This window comes from Mesorhizobium sp. M1E.F.Ca.ET.041.01.1.1, assembly GCF_003997355.1.
GTDB lineage: Bacteria > Pseudomonadota > Alphaproteobacteria > Rhizobiales > Rhizobiaceae > Mesorhizobium.
The window spans coordinates 1-16,902 of sequence record NZ_RZSL01000078.1 but is presented as its reverse complement, the minus strand read 5'-3'; the positions used below and the strand labels follow the sequence as shown (position 1 = coordinate 16,902).

The following is a 16,902-nucleotide window of genomic DNA, read 5'->3' as shown; positions in this document are numbered from 1 at the left end:
CGTGAACATCGTGCCGACCAGGATGCCGGTGAAGATGACGAGGCCCATCGAGTAACGGGCTGCGGCGCCGGCGCCGCTGGAGATGATCAGCGGCACGACGCCGAGCGCCATCGCCGCCGTCGTCATCAGGATCGGCCGCAGGCGTACCTTGGCCGAGGCAATGATGGCGTCGCGCCGCCGCATGCCGTGGATTTCGCGTTGCTGGTTGGCGAACTCCACCAGAAGGATGCCGTGCTTGGTGATGAGGCCGATCAGCGTGATCAGTCCGACCTGGGTGTAGATGTTGAGCGTGCCCAGGCCGATGTTGAGCGGCACGATGGCGCCGAAGATCGACAACGGCACCGCCATCATGATGATCAGCGGGTCGCGGAAGCTCTCGAACTGCGCGGCCAGCACCAGGTAGATGACGATCACCGCCGCGGTGAAGGCGATCAGGATGGTGTTGCCCTGCTCCTTTTCCTGCCGAGACTGGCCGGAATAGTCGATGAAGAAAGTGTCGGGCAGCGTCTCCTTGGCAAGATCCTCCAACACCTTCAACCCGTCCCCGGTGGTGACGCCCGGCAGCGGCAAGGCCGAGATCGTCGAGGAATTCAGCTGGTTGAACTGCTCGATCGCCGCCGGCGATGCGTTGGTCGAAATCTTCACCACCGCCGACAGCGGCACCATTTTGCCGTCCTCGCTGCGAATGAAGTATTCGCCCAGCCTCTCCGGATTGTCGCGGAACTCCTGCGGCACCTGCGGGATGATGTCGTAACTGTGGGAGTCGCGGTCGAATTGCGCCACCTCGGCGCCGCCGACCAGCAGAGTCAGCGTGCGGCCGACATCGGCGATCGGCAGGTTCAGCGCGGCGGCGCGCTCGCGGTCGATGGTGACGGTCACCTGCGGCGCGTCATAGGCCATCGAGTTCTGCACGACGATGAAGCGGCCGGAAGCCTGCGCCTTATTCTTGATCTTCTCGGCCTCGTCAAAGACCTCGGAGGGATCGCCGGTCGAGCGCACCACCATGGAGATGGGCAGGCCACCGCCTGAGCCGGGCAGCGTCGGTGGCGCGAAGACGAAGGCCTCGACGCCCGCCACCTTGGCGAGGCGGCCCTGGATGTCGGCCTGAAGCTCCTTGGAGCCGCGCTTGCGATCCGCCCAGTCCTTGAAGGCGAAGCCGACGAAGGCGCTGTTGGTCGCGCCGCCGAAAGCGACGGCCGAGAACTGCGCCCTGGTCTCCGGGATGTCCTTCACCAGGCCGAGCATCTGGTTGACGTAGGTTTCGGTGTAGTCCGACGTCGCATAGCGCGGCGCGGTCACCAGCGAAAGCAGGAAGCCCTGATCTTCTTCCGGCGCCAGCTCGCTGGAGGTCTTGGTGAACATGAAGCCGGTGAGCGCGACCAGCGCGACGACGATGATCAGCGTCACCGGACGGTTTCTGAGCGAGGCGGTGACCGCGCGTTCGTAGACGCGCTCGACCCGGCTGAAGGTGCCGTCGACGATGCGCTGGAAGCGGCTATGCGCGCCGGCCTTCAGGAGGCGCGCCGACATCATCGGCGTGATGGTCACGGCGATCAGGCCGGACAGCACCACGGAGCCGGCCAGCGTCACCGCGAACTCGCGGAACAAAGCGCCGGTCAGGCCGCCGGTGAAGGCTAGCGGCGCGAACACGGCGGCGAGCGTGATGGTCATTGCGACGATGGCCGAGAAGATTTCGCGCATGCCGTTGAAGGCCGCCTGCATCGGCGACATGTGGTCCTCCTCCATGTGGCGATGGATGTTCTCCACCACCACGATGGCGTCGTCGACGACGAGGCCGATCGCCAGCACCATGGCAAGCAGCGACAAGAGATTGATCGAGTAACCGACCGAAAACAGGATGAAGCAGACGCCGATCAGCGACAGCGGGATGGTCACGATCGGCATCATCACCGATCGGAACGAGCCAAGGAACAACAGGATGACCACGATGACGATGGCGACCGCCTCGCCGATGGTCTTGAACACTTCCTCGATCGAGGCGCTGATCTGCCCGGTGGCGTCGTAGACGACCTCGATCGTCATGCCTTTCGGCAGCGTCTCCTGAATCTGCGGCACGAGCTTGGTGATCGCCGCCGCGGTCGTCAACGGGTTGGCCGCCGGTGTCGGGAAGATGGCGAGGAAGGTGCCGGGTTTGCCGTTGAAGCTCACCCTGGTGTCGGTGCTTGCGGCGCCGAGCTCGACGCGCGCCACGTCGCGCAGACGCACGACCTGGCCGTCCGTCGAGCGGATCGGGAGCTGCGAGAACGCTTCCGGCGTCTGCAAGGTCGAGTGAACCGTGATCGACGAGACCACATACTCGTTCTGGGTGTTGCCGGGCGCGGACAGGAAGTTGGAGTTGTTGATCGCGGTCAGCACGTCGGCGGCGGTGGCACCGCGGGCGGCAAGCCTGACCGGGTCGATCCAGACGCGCATGGAATATTCCTCGGCGCCGAAGATCTGCACGTCGGCGACGCCTTCCACCGTCGAGATGCGGGGCCGGATGACGCGCTCGATATACTCGGTGAGCTGCTCCTTGGTCATGTTCGGATTCTGCATCGAGATATACATCATCGCGAACTGCTGGCCGGTGCCCTTGACGATCACAGGGTCCTTGGAGGCGTCCGGCAGGGTGCCGCGCACGCCCTGGACCTTGGAAAGCACCTCGGTCAGCGCAACGTCGGGATTGGAGCCGAGCTTCATCTGCACGGTCACGGTGCTGGAGGACGGGCGGCTCGATGAGGTCACGTAGTCGATGTTCTCGGTCGAGGCGACGGCGCGCGCGATCGGCGCGGAGATGAAGCCCTGGATCAGGTCGGCGCTGGCGCCGGGATAGGCCGTGGTGATGGTGATCGCCGTCTCGTCGACCTTCGGATACTGGCGGATCGACAGGTTGAAGATGGCCTGGAAGCCCAGGAGCAGGATCATGCAGGCCAGCACCGTCGAGAGGACGGGCCGGCGAATGAAGATGTCGGAAAAGCTCATTGCTGAACCTGCTTGTTCGCCGATTTGCTGGGATCGATGGTGTTGTCGACGGCAACGGACATGCCGTTGAAGAGCCGGTTCTGACCGGCGGTGACGACCTGATCGCCAGCCTTCAGGCCCTCGACGATCTCGACCATGCCGTTGTTGCGGCGGCCGAGCTTGATGAACACCTGCGACAGAACGAGCGCCGGCTGCTGCCCGGCTTCGGGCTTCTGAGCGTTATCAGCGGGCTTTGCGGCGTTGTCGGCGGACTTTGCCGTGTCGGAGGCAGGCTTCGAGGCATCGGCCTGCGGTTTGGTTGCGTCGCTGGCCGGCTTTTCGATGCCGCCGGTCTTCTGGTCATCCGGTTTGGCCGGCGCCGCAGCGCCACCCTCGGCAGACTTTGCCGGCACGACAACGAAAACAAAGTCGCCGTAAAGGCTGGACGTCACCGCCGTCTGCGGCACCGAGATGACGTTGTTTTCCTCCGGCAGCTCGACGCGGATCTGCACGAACTGGCCAGGCGTCAGCTTGCCCTCCGGGTTGGCGACCTCGCCGCGGATCGATACCAGGCGGCTCGCCGGGTCGATCTTGGGATCGATGCCGCGAATGGAGCCGGCAAAGGGCATGTCCGCCACGCTGCCGCCGATCCGCACCGTCTGGCCGATCTTCAGCAGCCGCAGCTGCTGTTCCGGCACCGTGAAGTCGACCCGCATCGTATCCAGGTCCTGCAGCGTCACCACCGAGTTGCCCGGGGCCAGATACTGGCCGATGTCGATCTTAGGAATGCCGACGGTGCCGTTGAAGGGGGCGGACAATTGCTTCTGGTCGAGCACGGCCTGCAGCTTGTTCACCTGCGCGGCCGAAGCGTCCGCCGCCGCGCGCGCGGCATCGAGCGTCGCGTCGGTCCCGACGCCGCGCCGCTGCAATTCGAGCGCGCGGGTCAGCGCCGCCTGGTCGGACGCGGCCTGCGCCTTCTGCGCCACCAGATCGGCCTTCTCGACGGCGTCGTCGAGCTGCAGGAGCACGGCGTCGGCCGCGACCTTCTGGTTGGCGTGGAACAGGATGTCCTTGACGATGCCTGCCGTCTCGACGGTCAGGTCGACGCCGCGCACGGCGTTGACGGTGCCGATCGCCTCGACGCCCGGCGTCCAGTTCGAGGGTTTCGCGACGACGGTCGAGACGGTCGCGGCCGGCGGCTTCATGGTGGCGAAAAATTGCTTGATGCCGTTGTCGCGCAGGATGTTGAAGCCGACGATACCGACGCACACCAGAGCGAGCAGAAGCAGAAATACGGTGATGATGATAAAGCGCTTCACGGAAAAGTCCCCTCGAGCCGAAACCGGCATAACGGTCGATGCCAGGACACATACTGGCGACGGGTCCCGATTTCAATTTTCGGCGTCTTACTGTACCGTCTGGACGGTCTTGTCAATTCCGCATAAGCTAATGTAAGGGGGAGGCGTGATGAAAGCTCGCAGGGCAAATTCGCGCGACAGGATACTTGCAGCGGCCGCCGACGTGGCGCGCGAGGCGGGTCCCGGAAGCCTGTCGCTCGACGCCGTCGCCAGCCGGGCCGGCGTGTCGAAGGGCGGACTGCTCTATAATTTTCCGACCAAGGCCAAGCTGATGCAGGGGCTGGTGGAAAATTACCTCAATGCTTTCGAAGAGGCGCTCGAGGAACGCACGGCCGAGGCCAGCGATGAAAGCGTGCTCGCGGCCTACATACGGCTTTCGGCCGATGATTGCGAGAAGCCGAAACCATCGGCTTCCTGGATGTTCTCCGCGATCGCGGAGGATCCGGATTTCCTGACGCCGATAAAGGCGTTCAAGCGGCAGCTCTTCGAACGGCTGAAAGACGAGACCGACGACCTCGGCTCGCTGCTGGTCTGCTTCCTCGCCATCGAGGGACTGCGCAGCATGAACCTTTTCGATTCCGACGTGCTCTCGCCGGAGGAGCACAAGCTCCTGGTTTCCTCGCTGCTCAAGATAGCCGGATAGAGAGGAGCGCAAGCTCCTCGTCTCCCGCTTGTGAGAATGGCCGCATAGGTTGCAGGGCGTCACACCAGCTTCATCCTGGAGACATAGCGTTCTCCCGGTTCTTTGCTGCAATGCAAAAGGAGTGGGACGATGGTGGACGTGGTTTCCAGTGAGGCGGGGATTCCGAGACCGGATCACCCGTTGGAACAATCGAGCGGCGCGAAGTGGTTCCTGCCTGCCTTCGGCGTGCTGGTTCTGGCCGGCATCATCTATGTCGGCTATGCACTGAGCCAGGACTTGGCAGTCGCCAAGACAGTGCCCTGGATCCTGCTCGGCATCGCCCTGCTGATCGCGCTCGGCTTCGAATTCGTCAACGGCTTCCACGATACCGCCAATGCGGTGGCGACGGTCATCTACACCCGATCGCTCCCGGCGGAATTCGCCGTCATGTGGTCGGGTGTCTTCAATTTCCTCGGCGTCTTGACCTCGAGCGGCGCGGTCGCCTTCGGCATCCTGTCGCTGCTGCCGGTCGAGCTCATCCTGCAGGTCGGCTCGTCCTCCGGCTTCGCCATGGTGTTCGCCTTGCTGGTCGCGGCGATCCTGTGGAATCTGGGCACCTGGTTCCTCGGCCTGCCGGCGTCGAGCTCGCACACGATGGTCGGCTCGATCATCGGCGTCGGCCTCGCCAACCAGTTCATGGCGCCGGCCGGAAGCGCCACCAGCGGCGTCGAATGGGGACAGGCGACCAATGTCGGCATGTCCCTGCTGGTCTCGCCTCTCGTCGGGTTTTTCGCGGCGGCCGTTCTGCTCTATGTGATGAAGCTCCTTGTGCGCAATCCGGCGCTCTATGAGGCGCCGAAAGGCAAAACCCCGCCGCCGTGGTGGATCCGCGCGCTGCTCATCTTCACCTGCACCGGCGTCAGCTTCGCGCATGGCTCCAATGACGGCCAGAAGGGCATGGGCCTGATTATGCTGATCCTGATCGGCGTGGTGCCGACCGCCTATGCGCTTAACCGTACCCCCGACATCAACTACCTCGAGGCCTACAAGTCGGCTTCCGCCGCCGTCGAGCAGTCGCTGGGCAAATACGTCAAGCCGGGCGTCACTGTCGCGGACCCCAAGGCCGCGGTTCAAGAGGCTGTCCGCTCCAAGACCTGGAGCGATCAGACGACGCCCGCGCTGCAGACCTACATCCACAATACGACCGCTGGGCTGCAGCCCTACGCGACCGTCGACAAGGTCCCGACCGACCTGGTCAGCAACGCCCGCAATGACATCTATCTGATCGGCGAAGCGCTGAAGCTGATCGACAAGAAGAAGCTGTTGCCGATGCAGGACGCCGACCTGCAGGCGGTGACGAACTACCATAAGGCGGTCGACAACGCGACGAAGTTCATCCCGCTCTGGGTCAAGATCGCCGTGGCGCTGGCGCTCGGCCTCGGCACCATGGTCGGTTGGAAGCGCATCGTCGTCACCGTCGGCGAGAAGATCGGCAAGAGCCACCTGACCTATGGCCAGGGCGCCGCCGCCGAGCTGGTCGCGATGGTCACGATCGGCATGGCTGACCGTCTCGGCCTGCCGGTGTCGACCACCCACGTGCTGTCGTCGGGCGTTGCTGGCACGATGGCGGCGAACGGCTCCGGTCTGCAGTGGGCGACCGTGCGCAACCTTTTGCTCGCCTGGGTGCTGACACTGCCCTGCTCGATCGCGCTGGCCTTCGCGCTCTTCGTGGTCTTCCGCCAGGTGTTCTGAGATAGCCGCAAGAACTCAAAAGAAAAGGCAGCGCCGGCCAGGCGCTGCCTTTCTTTTTTGCTTGATAGCTACCCTCGAAACGTTGGCGGGACAGAGGGGGGTGTGACGGAACTCGACGAGGGTGCTTGTTAGCGGAGCAACCCGTCGAGTCTTCCTACCGGACCTTACGTCGGATCTTCGCGGTGCAGGTCGTGGATAGCCACGCCTTCGACATTGGTCGGCAGCATCAGCCACCGCTTGTGGCGCAGCGTGCGCTCGGTGTCCTCGAGGCCCATTTCCCAGTGCTCGCGCATCGAGGTGCCCGAGAACTCGTAGTCCTTGGCGTGGCCCTCATAGCCTTTGTGCTGGTAGATCAGGTGAACGATGTTGACCACGCCGGCATCGGAATAGTCGGCGATCAGTTCCCTCTCGCCGTCCCTGAGCTCATCCGGCGGAACGCGCTTCAGTGCATCGAGCAGCTTCATCTTGAGCGCGTGGATGCGCTGGAAATTGTCGGTGTTCTGGCGCGTGCGGCTCGAATACATGATGTCCTTGTGGCGCGACAGCACGTCGGCCATGCTGCGCGGCAGGGCGCCGCGGGCGCTGAACAGATCGACCTGGAACACCAGCGAGGAGCGATCCTCTTCCTGGTCGAGCAGGTATTGCAGCGGCGTGTTGGAGACGATGCCGCCGTCCCAATAATACTCGCCCTCGATGCGGACCGACGGGAAGGCCGGCGGCAGCGCGCCGCTCGCCATGATGTGCTCCGGCCCGATGCGGACCTTCTCTGTGTCGAAATAGACGAAGTTGCCGGTCCTGACGTTGACCGCGCCGACGCTCAAGCGCTTCCTGCCGTCGTTGAGCACATCGAAGTCGATCAGGCTCTCCAGCGTGTCCTTCAGCTCGGCGGTGTCGTAGAAGCTGGTGGCGCCCTCGGCACCCGACAGCTCGAACCATGGATTGGGATTGCGCGGCTTGAAGAAGCCGGGCTGGCCCATCATCATCGTCATCCACGACGAGGTGCGGTTGCGGATGTCGCGATAGATGTCGCCTTCGGGCGTGTAGGCCCAGATCTTGCGGCCGGAGATCGTCTGCCAGAACTGCTCCAGGCGCTGCAGGCGCCGGCTCGGCTCGTTGCCGGCGATGATCGAGGCGTTGATGGCGCCGATCGAAACGCCGGAGAGCCAGGTCGGCTCGCAGCCGGCATCGGAAAGCGCCTGATAGACGCCGGCCTGATAGGCGCCGAGCGCGCCGCCCCCCTGGAAGACCAGGGCGATGCGGTCATACTGCGCCGTTATTTCCTCGATGGTGGCGGCGACCGCCTTGTTTCGGGTCCGTTCAAGCACGAGCCTTCTCCGGCTGGATTGCGCTGGCGGCGGACGGGTTGCGGTCGGCGAGATAGTCGTGGACGACTTCGCCGAGTCCGAGCGTCAGATCAGCGGTGAAATGAACGGCCGAGACGACCTCGAGCACCGGCAGCTTCGCCACGTCGGCCATGACATGGGGCCGAAGGTCGAGCGCGGCCGGCGCGGTCCAGGCTTCCTTCAGCGTCACATCGGTCAGGTAGTAGCGCACCAGCTCGCAAATGCGCGGGCTTCCGTCGACATGCGGGATGATCTTGATCAGGAAGTTGGGTGCCGCCAGCGAAGCGAGCACGGAATCGTGGTCGGCCTCGCGGTGCTTGTAGCCCATGGTGCCGGTGGCGCAGAGCACGCTGCCGTAGTGCAGCGTGCCGACCACCACTTCGCCTTCATGCACGATCTTGGGGCTGGCGAGCTTTTTCGGGAAGCCCCACAGCTCGCGACCGCCGGCGATCGGGGCGTCGTCGTCGAGATACATGGAATGGACATAGCCGCCATGCTGCCCGCCATAGCGCACGGGGATGACCTGGCCGGTCTCGGTATAGTCGCCGAAGCCGGTCGAATCCGGCATGCGGATGAACTCGTACTTGACCAGCGGCTCATCGATCTCGAGCGGCTTCGGCACGACGGCTTCCAGCGCCTCGCGTGTCGTGCGGTAGGTGATGATGATGTATTCGCGGTCGAAGAAACGGTAGGGACCGGGCGGAAACGAAGGATTGGTGAGCGGCATCGCATAGGCGCGCTTAACGACATCGTCGATTTCCAAGCTATTCACCCATCGGTTCAGGAATGATACACGCGAGACGCGCAGGGGGACTATGTTGCACGGCACCATGACAATGCCATGTCATGGTGCTCGGGCGCCAGCTTCATGGCTATCGGGCGGCATCACAACATTGTAATCGCAACGACATATGGCCATGGCATTGTCATGCTGCGGCGCACAAACTATGTGCCCTAAGTCCACTCCACCTCTAGCGAGATTTTTCATGGGTTCCCTGTCTTCGAAGAATGCGCTGGTCACCGGCTCGACCAGCGGCATCGGGCTTGCAATCGCCCGCGCCTTTGCCGCCGAGGGCGCCAATGTCACCATCAACGGCCTGGGCGACGCCGCGGCCATCGAGCAGGAGCGGGCCGGCATCGAGAAGGATTTCGGCGTCAAGTGCCGCTATTCGGGCGCCAACATGATGGACGGCGCCGCGGTCACCGCCATGATCCACGAGGCCGAAGAGGCGTTCGGCAGCCTCGACATCCTGGTCAACAATGCCGGCATCCAGCATGTCGCGCCGATCGACGAGTTTCCCGACGACAAGTGGGAGGCGATCATCCGCATCAACCTGCTCGCCGCCTTCTATGCCATCAAGGCGGCGCTGCCCGGCATGAAGAGCCGCAAATGGGGCCGCATCATCAACACGGCCTCGGCGCACGCGCTGGTCGCCTCGCCGTTCAAGTCGGCCTATGTTTCGGCCAAGCACGGCATTGCCGGCCTGACCAAGACGGTGGCGCTGGAAGTCGCTCAGGACGGCATCACCGTCAACGCGATCGCCCCCGGCTATGTCTGGACGCCGCTGGTCGAGAAGCAGATCCCCGACACGATGAAGGCGCGCGGCATGACCGAGGAGCAGGTCAAGCACGACGTGCTTTTAGCCGCGCAGCCGACCAAGGAATTCGTCACCGTCGAGGAACTCGCCGCGCTGACGCTCTTCCTGTGCTCGGACGCCGCCAAGCAGATGACCGGCACGACCTTGCCGATGGATGGCGGCTGGACGGCGCAGTAAGCGCGCTTCCCTAGAGCAGTTCATCGTTTCACGGAAACGCTGAACTGCTCTAATATTTGTTTTACGCAATTCCGGAGGGAAGGCTACGGCGAAGCCGCCGAGCCCGACCGTTACACACTTTTCCTGGAATTGCTCTAAAGGGGGCGCTGTCGCGGCGTAAGGCTTAACTCGCGATGCTTCGTGCTATCCTTCCCCTGGCGCAGTCCTTGCCGGTCCCCATGGCTATTGAAGTCGCCCGTAATGGCTCAGGACGAGGCCGACGGCTCCAAGCAGCACATCGTTTTCGGTGTGCTTGCCGATGATTATTCGCGTGCGCCTGTCGGGGGCGACGTCCCGCGCCTTGATTAGGGTGTGCCGTTCATAGGCTGCAATGAGCGGCGTAAGCAGGATGTCGCCGGCGAGCGCCATGCGTCCTCCGATGATGATGAGGGGCGGGTTCAGAACGGATCCGATCATGCCCAGGCCGCGGCCCGCCATTTCGGCGGTATCCTCGATCATGCGCAATGCTCCGACATCCCCCTGCTCGGCCATGCGGATCACGTCGTCCATCGTGACGCGCCGGCCCGTCACGCGCGCGATCTGCTCCAATGGCCGGTTGAAGCTGGCGTAGAGTTCCAGGCAGCCTCGATTGCCGCAGCGGCAAAGATCGCCCGATGGATCGATGCTCATGTGACCGAATTCGCCCGCGCCGCCGGCAATTCCGGTCACGACGCGTCCGTGCTGGACGATCGCTCCGCCGACCCCGAGGTCGATCTTGAACAGGACAAAGTCCTCGTAACCGACGGCGGCGCCCCACATCATCTCGGCAATGGCGGCGCAGTTGCTTTCATTGGCAGCGAAGATCGGCTGCTCCAGCACCGGCCCAAAGACATGTCGGATGTTGACGCCAGCCCAAGTGGGAACGATGCTGGCCCGCTGGACGAAGCCTTCGGGGCTGACCGGTCCCGACACAGAAACCCCGACACCCAGGAGGCCGGACGCAGACAAGCTGTTCTCCTCGTAGCATTGCGCGATCGCCGCCTTGGTGAGCTTTGCCGCCCGGTCCGGAGGATAATCCAGGCCGAGGGGGATAATTTTTTCAGAAATGAATGAATGCGAGACGTCAGCCACAGCGACCCGAATCTCGTCGAGACTAAGATGAACGCCAACGCAGGTGCCGGCTTCAGGATTGAGCGTCAGCGTCGCCGGCGGCCGGCCGACGCCTTTGGCCGTTTCGTCAGCTGCCGCCAGTTCCACCACGATCCCTGACTTCCTCAGGCCAGTCAGAGCCGTCGAGACGGTCGAGCGGGCCAAGCCCGCGAGCCGGGCAATCTGCGCGGCGGAAATGGCGCCGCGCTGGCTGAGACAGCGGACAATCAGACTTTCAGGCGTGCCCGGAGGTTGACCGTCCAGCAGCGATCTGAGCAGGCTTTTTGTCATTTTCGTCTTAAAACTCCTTGACTGTCGATCGTATTTGATCATTCTAGAAAAAACTAGAGACCTTCTGCGATGCGCGGGCGGTCTCGACGAAACGGTCGTGATGAACCGTGCTGAAATCAAATGGGAGTGAGACGATGAGATATCTGAGGGCGACCCTTGTCGCTACGGCGGCATTTGCCTTTCTTGCAAACACAGCACTCGCCGAGCCGAAGACCAATCTGCTCCACCAATGGGCGACCGGATCGGACGCGCAGGCCATCGCCAAGCTTGGCGAGATGTTCGAGGCGAAGGGCGGAAAATGGCAACAGACCTCGATCGCCGGCCATACCGCCAACACGCTTGCCAAGCTGCGCGCCGACGTGATCGCAGGCAATGCTCCTCCGGCGGTTCAGCTCAAGGGTCCCGAGATCGCTGAATGGAACAAGACCGGCATGACCGCCGATCTGGATGATCTCGCGAAGGCGGAGAATTGGGAGAAGGTGGTGGCGCCGGAATTGCTGCCGGTGATGAAGCCGAGCGGCAAGTGGGTGGCGGCACCCATGAACATCCACCGCATCAACTGGATATGGGCGTCGCCGAAAGTCATGCAGGCCGCCGGCGTGACGGAAGTTCCGAAGACCTGGGCGGAATTCAACGCAGCCTGCGACAAGATCGTGGCCACCGGCAAGATCTGCATCTCGCACTCGACCGCCGACTGGACCGATTCCACCGTCTTCGAAGTCGTCGTCTACGGCCAGGACCTCGACCTCTATCGCAAGGCCTTCGTCGAAGGCAACGTCGACGCCATGCGCAGCGACGGCATGGTCAAGGCCTTCGAGCAATTCCGCATCATGACGTCCAAGTACATGGACCCCGGCATGAACGGGCGCGACTGGGATTCGATGTCGGCTCTCGTCGGCCGCGGCGAGGCGGCGTTCCACATCATGGGCGATTGGACGATCGGCTTGCTCACCGCCGCCGGCTTCAAGGAAGGAACGGATTATGTCTGCGCCCAGGCGCCGACCGACTGGGGCAAGCCCGGCTTCATCTTGAACTCCGATTCCGTCGTGTTCTTCCAGCAGAAGGATCCCGACTATGTGGAGGGCCAGAAGCTGCTCGCCAGCACCATTCTGTCGCCGGAGTTCCAGACCGTCTTCAACCAGGCCAAGGGCTCGATCCCGGCGCGCCTCGATGTCGATCTGTCGAAGGGCTTCAATCCCTGCCAGCAGAAGTCCCAGAAGGACCTGCAGGCCTCGATCGAGGCGGGCACGCTGGTCCGCTCAATGGCCCACAACATGACCATCCCGCAAAAGGTCCGCGGCGCCATCATGGACACGATCACAGAATTCGTCGCGACGCCCGACATGTCCGCCAAGGATGCGGCCAACGCCATGGCCGACGCCGCCGAAGCGCAGGAATGACGTGCGGAGAGCGCCGGCGCGACATCGCGCCGGCGCCCGGCCGGCAGGAAGCCCAATGTCCATCCACGACCTTTCCGTTCCGATAGCCGTGCCCGCCCGCTCGTGGCGGGATCGTCTGGGATCGATCGTGCCGATCCTCGTGCTCGCCCCTTCGCTCGCGGCGAGCTTCGTCTATGTCTTCGTGTTCACGGGCTGGACGCTCTATCTGTCGCTGTCCGACTCGACACTTTTGCCGAGCTACGGCTTTGCGGGCCTCGACAACTACGCATCGCTCTGGTCCAACCGGCGCTGGAACATCGCCTACACCAACCTTTTCCTCTTCAGCGGCTTCTACATCGTGGGCTCCATGGCGGTCGGGCTGCTGCTGGCCATCCTGATCGACCAGCGCGTGCGCGGCGAGGCGGTGTGGCGGACAATCTTCCTCTACCCGCTGGCGGTTTCCTTCATCGTCACCGGCACCGTCTGGAGCTGGCTCTACAATCCGGTCGACGGCATCCAGGCGCTGGTGCGCGGGCTGGGCTGGAGCGACTTCAGCTTCGCGCTCACCAGCGATCGCAACCACGCGATCTATGCGGTGATCATCACCGGCGTCTGGCAGTCTTCCGGTTTCGCCATGGCGCTCTTTCTGGCCGGCCTACGCTCGGTCGATCCGGATCTGGTGAAGGCGGCGCAGATCGACGGCGCATCGGTCGTGCGCACCTACAGGAAGGTCATTCTGCCAACCATCGCGCCGATCTTCCTTGCGGTCGCCGTCATCCAGATCCAGTTCGCCATCAAGACGTTCGACCTCGTCGCAGCCCTGACCCGCGGCGGGCCGGGCATCTCGACCACGTTCCCCGCCATCTACGTCTACGATCTGATGTTCCAGCGTGGCGAGATCGGCGAGGGCGCGGCCGCCGCGGTCATGATGCTGGCGGCGCTTGCCGTGGTGCTGGTGCCCTATTCGCTGTGGGTGGTGTGGCGCCGCCGGGCGGAGGCAGGAAATGGCTGAACTGGCCGCCGCCATCGACCTGGAAGCGGCCGCAGCGAGCCGCAGGCACTTCTGGAGCCGGTTCGCGATCTATGGCCTGCTCACGGTCTTCGCCGCAATCTATCTGATCCCGCTCTTCGTGGTCGTCTTCAATTCCTTCCGCGAGCAGGCGGAGATCGCGCGCGACGGGCTCATCTCGCTGCCAAAGACCTTCCGGCTGGAGGCATGGGCGCAGGCCTGGAGCACCTATTGCATCGCCGGCACCTGCCAGGGGATGCAACGGAATTTCCTGAACTCGCTGTGGATGACCATTCCGGCGACGATCATTTCCACGCTGCTCGGCGCCGTGAACGGCTACGTGTTGTCCAAATGGCGCTTCAAGGGCTCGGAGGTCTTGTTCACCCTGATGCTGCTCGGTGTCTTCATGCCGGGGCAGATCGCGCTGATGCCCTGGGCATTCGTTCTTGGAAAGCTCGGTCTGACCAACTCGACCTACGGCCTGATCCTGGTGCATGTCGTCCAGGGAATTTCCTTCACCACCCTGTTCTGCCGCAACTACTATGTCGGCATCCCCGACGACCTGATCAAAGCGGCGCGCATCGACGGCGCCGGCTTCTGGCGGATTTTCTGGAAGATCATAATACCGCTGTCGCCGCCCATTCTGATCGTGACCGTCATCTGGCAGTTCACCGGCATCTGGAACGAGTATCTGTTCGGCGTGGTCTTCACGTCCGGCCAGGCGCAGCCGATCACAGCCGCGCTCGTCGCGCTGACGGCGAGCGGCACGACCGCCCGCAGCTACGACGTGATGAGCGCCGCCGTGCTGATCGGTGCGCTGCCGCCGCTCCTGATCTATCTCTTTGGCGGCAAATACTTCGTTCGCGGTCTGACACAGGGCGCCATCAAATGACGAGCCAATCCCTATCCGCCCTGACCATTCGCAATCTCTACAAGAGCTACGGCGCCGTGGACGTCTTGAAGGGCATCAACCTCGAAGCGCAGCCGGGAGAGTTCATCGCTCTCGTCGGACCTTCCGGTTGCGGCAAGTCCACCCTGCTTGCCATGATCGCCGGACTTGAAAGCGTGACGTCGGGTGAAATCCGAATCGGCAACCGGCTCGTCAATTCCGTGCCGCCAAAGGACCGCGACATCGCCATGGTGTTCCAGTCCTATGCGCTCTACCCGACCATGACCGTGCGCCAGAACATCACCTTCGGCATGGAGAGCCGCGGCGTGCCGAAGGCCGATCAGGCTGAAGCCGTCAAGCACGTCGCGGCGCTGCTGCAGATCGAGGCGCTGCTTGGCCGCAAGCCCGGGCAACTCTCCGGCGGCCAGCGCCAGCGGGTCGCCATGGGCCGGGCGCTGGTGCGGGACCCGAAGCTTTTCCTGTTCGACGAGCCGCTTTCCAACCTCGATGCCAAGCTGCGCGTCGACATGCGCACCGAGATCAAGAAGCTGCACAACCGTGTCGGCAAGACCACGGTCTATGTCACCCACGACCAGGTGGAGGCGATGACGCTCGCTTCGCGCATTGCCGTCATGCATCAGGGGTCGGTGCAGCAGTTCGACGCCGCGCAGATGATCTACAGCCGCCCCGCCAACATGTTCGTCGCGGGCTTCATGGGCTCGCCGGCGATGAATTTCATTCCCGCCGAGCTCGGCGACGGGGCGGGCCGGCCCTGCGTCACGGTTCGGACCGCGGATGGCGGCACGGCAGCGTTGGAACTTGCCCAGCCGGTGCCGGCCGGCGCGCCGAGGAACGTCGTGCTTGGCGTGCGGCCGGAACATATCTACCGCTTTTCGGACGACTTGAAGCACCGCAAGCGTGCCGTTGCGGCGGTGAAGGCCCCGGTCGAGCTGGTCGAGCCCACGGGTGCCGAGACCTTGGCGGTGCTTCGCTTCGGCGATCTCGAAGTCACCGGCCGTTTCGACCCGGACAGCGCCCCCCGGATGGGCGAGACAATGACGCTCGGCATCGACATGGCGCGGGCTTGCCTCTTCGATCCGACGACCCAATCCCTTCTTTGAAAGCTCAGCCTTTGACATTCGCTACCTATCCAAGCCTCGCAGACCGTGTCGTGCTGATCACCGGAGGAGCCTCTGGCATCGGCGCCGAAATGGTTCGCGCCTTTGCGGCCAACGCGGCGCGCGTGGCCTTTCTCGACATTCAGGAAGCGGTCGGCCGGGAACTGAAGGCGGAGCTTGCGGGCGCCACGCGCCACGCGCCTCTGTTCCTGCCATGCGATGTGACCGACATCGCGGCCCTGCGCGCAGCGATCGAGAATGTGCGGGAAAAGGCCGGGCCGGTTGCCGTCCTGGTGAACAACGCCGCCAATGATGACCGCCACGCAGTCGCTGAAGTGACGCCGGACTACTGGGATCATGCCCAAAACGTCAATCTGAAGCATCAGTTCTTCGCCGCCCAGGCCGTCCATCCGCAGATGAAGTCGCTGGGCTTTGGCTCCATCATCAACCTTTCCTCGACCTCCTGGCGCTTCGGCGCCGACCAGATGACCGCCTATGCCACGGCCAAGGCCGCGATCATCGGCATGACGCGGTCGTTGGCCCGCGCCTTCGGTCCCGACAATATCCGCGTCAACGCCATCGAGCCGGGCGCCGTGATCACCGAGCGGCAGCGCCGTCTTTGGTACACGACGCCGGAGTCCGTCGATCAGATGGTCGGGCGCCAGTTGATCAGGCGGGTTCTGCTGGCCGACGAGATCGCCCGCACGGCGCTTTTTCTCGCCGCCGACGACAGCCGCATGATCACCAAGCAATCCATCACCGTCGATGCGGGCCTGAGCTGATGCAGGTTCTCCGTTTCCCCTCGTTCGATCGGCTGGCCTGATGCTGCGCGTTGGTTTGAACCCCTATGGGCTTACCTATCATCTTGGGCTGCAGGGCCGCGGCACGCCGCGCGCCAACCCCAAGGGCGCGGGGCTGGAAGGCTTCATCGCCCTGGCCGAGGAGCTCGGCGCACGCACGCTCGAGATCTACGATCCATGGCTGGCGGAAATGTCCGATTACGGGCTGACCGCCCTGAAGGAGCGGCTCGATGGGCTTGGGATGACGCCCGTCGTCAGCGCCGGGCTCAACATGATGGGGCCGCTGGAGAGCGCGTTCCGTTCCGCCCGCTCGCTCGGCGCGAAGACTATCCGGCTCGGCCTGACACCGGTTCTGTGCGGTGACCGCAATGCCTGGGGCGACAAATGGGGCGAGCTCAACGCCTCGATCAGGTCGGCGCTTCAGCAATGGGGGCCGCGGGCCGAAGCCGAAGGCCGCGTGCTCGCCATCGAGAACCA

13 protein-coding genes and 1 pseudogene are annotated in these 16,902 nt (G+C 63.7%); 9 read left to right on the top strand and 5 right to left on the bottom strand.

Going from position 1 to position 16,902, the window contains the following annotated elements; genetic code table 11:
• On the bottom strand, positions 1-2,982 hold a 2,982-nt coding region (locus EOA38_RS09550; RefSeq protein ID WP_127299034.1), incomplete at its 3' end, for an efflux RND transporter permease subunit.
• On the bottom strand, positions 2,979-4,280 hold the full coding sequence (locus EOA38_RS09545) for an efflux RND transporter periplasmic adaptor subunit (RefSeq protein WP_245480806.1): 1,302 nt from the start codon (positions 4,278-4,280) through the stop codon (positions 2,979-2,981). The genes EOA38_RS09545 and EOA38_RS09550, both read right to left, overlap by 4 nt.
• Before the next feature lie 148 nt (positions 4,281-4,428).
• Between EOA38_RS09545 and EOA38_RS09540 the strand changes: the two genes are divergently transcribed.
• On the top strand, positions 4,429-4,962 hold the full coding sequence (locus EOA38_RS09540; RefSeq protein ID WP_127299032.1) for a TetR family transcriptional regulator: 534 nt from the start codon (positions 4,429-4,431) through the stop codon (positions 4,960-4,962).
• 129 nt (positions 4,963-5,091) lie between these two features.
• Positions 5,092-6,693, top strand: a complete 1,602-nt coding sequence (locus tag EOA38_RS09535) for an inorganic phosphate transporter (RefSeq protein ID WP_127299031.1) — start codon at positions 5,092-5,094, stop codon at positions 6,691-6,693.
• Positions 6,694-6,857: 164 nt separating this feature from the next.
• On the opposite strand, the gene EOA38_RS09530 is transcribed toward EOA38_RS09535, so the two are convergent.
• A complete protein-coding gene (locus EOA38_RS09530) occupies positions 6,858-8,018 on the bottom strand; it encodes a patatin-like phospholipase family protein (protein ID WP_127299030.1) in 1,161 nt (386 codons plus the stop codon).
• A complete protein-coding gene (locus EOA38_RS09525; RefSeq protein WP_127299029.1) occupies positions 8,011-8,799 on the bottom strand; it encodes an acetoacetate decarboxylase in 789 nt (262 codons plus the stop codon). The genes EOA38_RS09530 and EOA38_RS09525 overlap by 8 nt, the downstream gene beginning before the upstream one ends.
• A gap of 223 nt (positions 8,800-9,022) precedes the next feature.
• Here EOA38_RS09525 and EOA38_RS09520 point away from each other — a divergent pair, with 223 nt between their 5' ends.
• The gene (locus EOA38_RS09520; RefSeq protein WP_126091603.1) at positions 9,023-9,811 is read left to right on the top strand and encodes a 3-hydroxybutyrate dehydrogenase; all 789 of its coding nucleotides are present in this window, start codon (positions 9,023-9,025) and stop codon (positions 9,809-9,811) included.
• Positions 9,812-10,033: 222 nt separating this feature from the next.
• Here EOA38_RS09520 and EOA38_RS09515 read toward each other — a convergent pair whose 3' ends face one another.
• Positions 10,034-11,272 carry an ROK family transcriptional regulator gene (locus tag EOA38_RS09515; RefSeq protein ID WP_126091604.1) on the bottom strand — a complete coding sequence of 413 codons (1,239 nt, stop codon included), beginning with the start codon at positions 11,270-11,272 and terminating at the stop codon, positions 10,034-10,036.
• 92 nt (positions 11,273-11,364) lie between these two features.
• Between EOA38_RS09515 and EOA38_RS09510 the strand changes: the two genes are divergently transcribed.
• From EOA38_RS09510 to EOA38_RS09485, 6 genes and pseudogenes are all read left to right on the top strand, one after another.
• Positions 11,365-12,630 carry an ABC transporter substrate-binding protein gene (locus tag EOA38_RS09510; protein ID WP_126091605.1) on the top strand — a complete coding sequence of 422 codons (1,266 nt, stop codon included), beginning with the start codon at positions 11,365-11,367 and terminating at the stop codon, positions 12,628-12,630.
• 55 nt (positions 12,631-12,685) lie between these two features.
• Complete coding sequence (locus EOA38_RS09505; protein WP_126091606.1) at positions 12,686-13,621, top strand: sugar ABC transporter permease; 936 nt, start codon at positions 12,686-12,688, stop codon at positions 13,619-13,621.
• Entirely contained in the window at positions 13,614-14,510 is an 897-nt protein-coding gene (locus tag EOA38_RS09500; protein WP_126091607.1) for a carbohydrate ABC transporter permease, read from the top strand. Before EOA38_RS09505 ends, EOA38_RS09500 begins: the two co-directional genes overlap by 8 nt.
• Positions 14,507-15,628: an ABC transporter ATP-binding protein gene (locus tag EOA38_RS09495; protein ID WP_126091608.1), complete on the top strand. Its 1,122-nt coding sequence runs from the start codon at positions 14,507-14,509 to the stop codon at positions 15,626-15,628. The genes EOA38_RS09500 and EOA38_RS09495 overlap by 4 nt, the downstream gene beginning before the upstream one ends.
• A gap of 11 nt (positions 15,629-15,639) precedes the next feature.
• Positions 15,640-16,407: an SDR family NAD(P)-dependent oxidoreductase gene (locus tag EOA38_RS09490; protein ID WP_126091609.1), complete on the top strand. Its 768-nt coding sequence runs from the start codon at positions 15,640-15,642 to the stop codon at positions 16,405-16,407.
• Positions 16,408-16,447: 40 nt separating this feature from the next.
• Positions 16,448-16,902, top strand: a pseudogene (locus tag EOA38_RS09485) (sugar phosphate isomerase/epimerase); the annotation flags it as partial.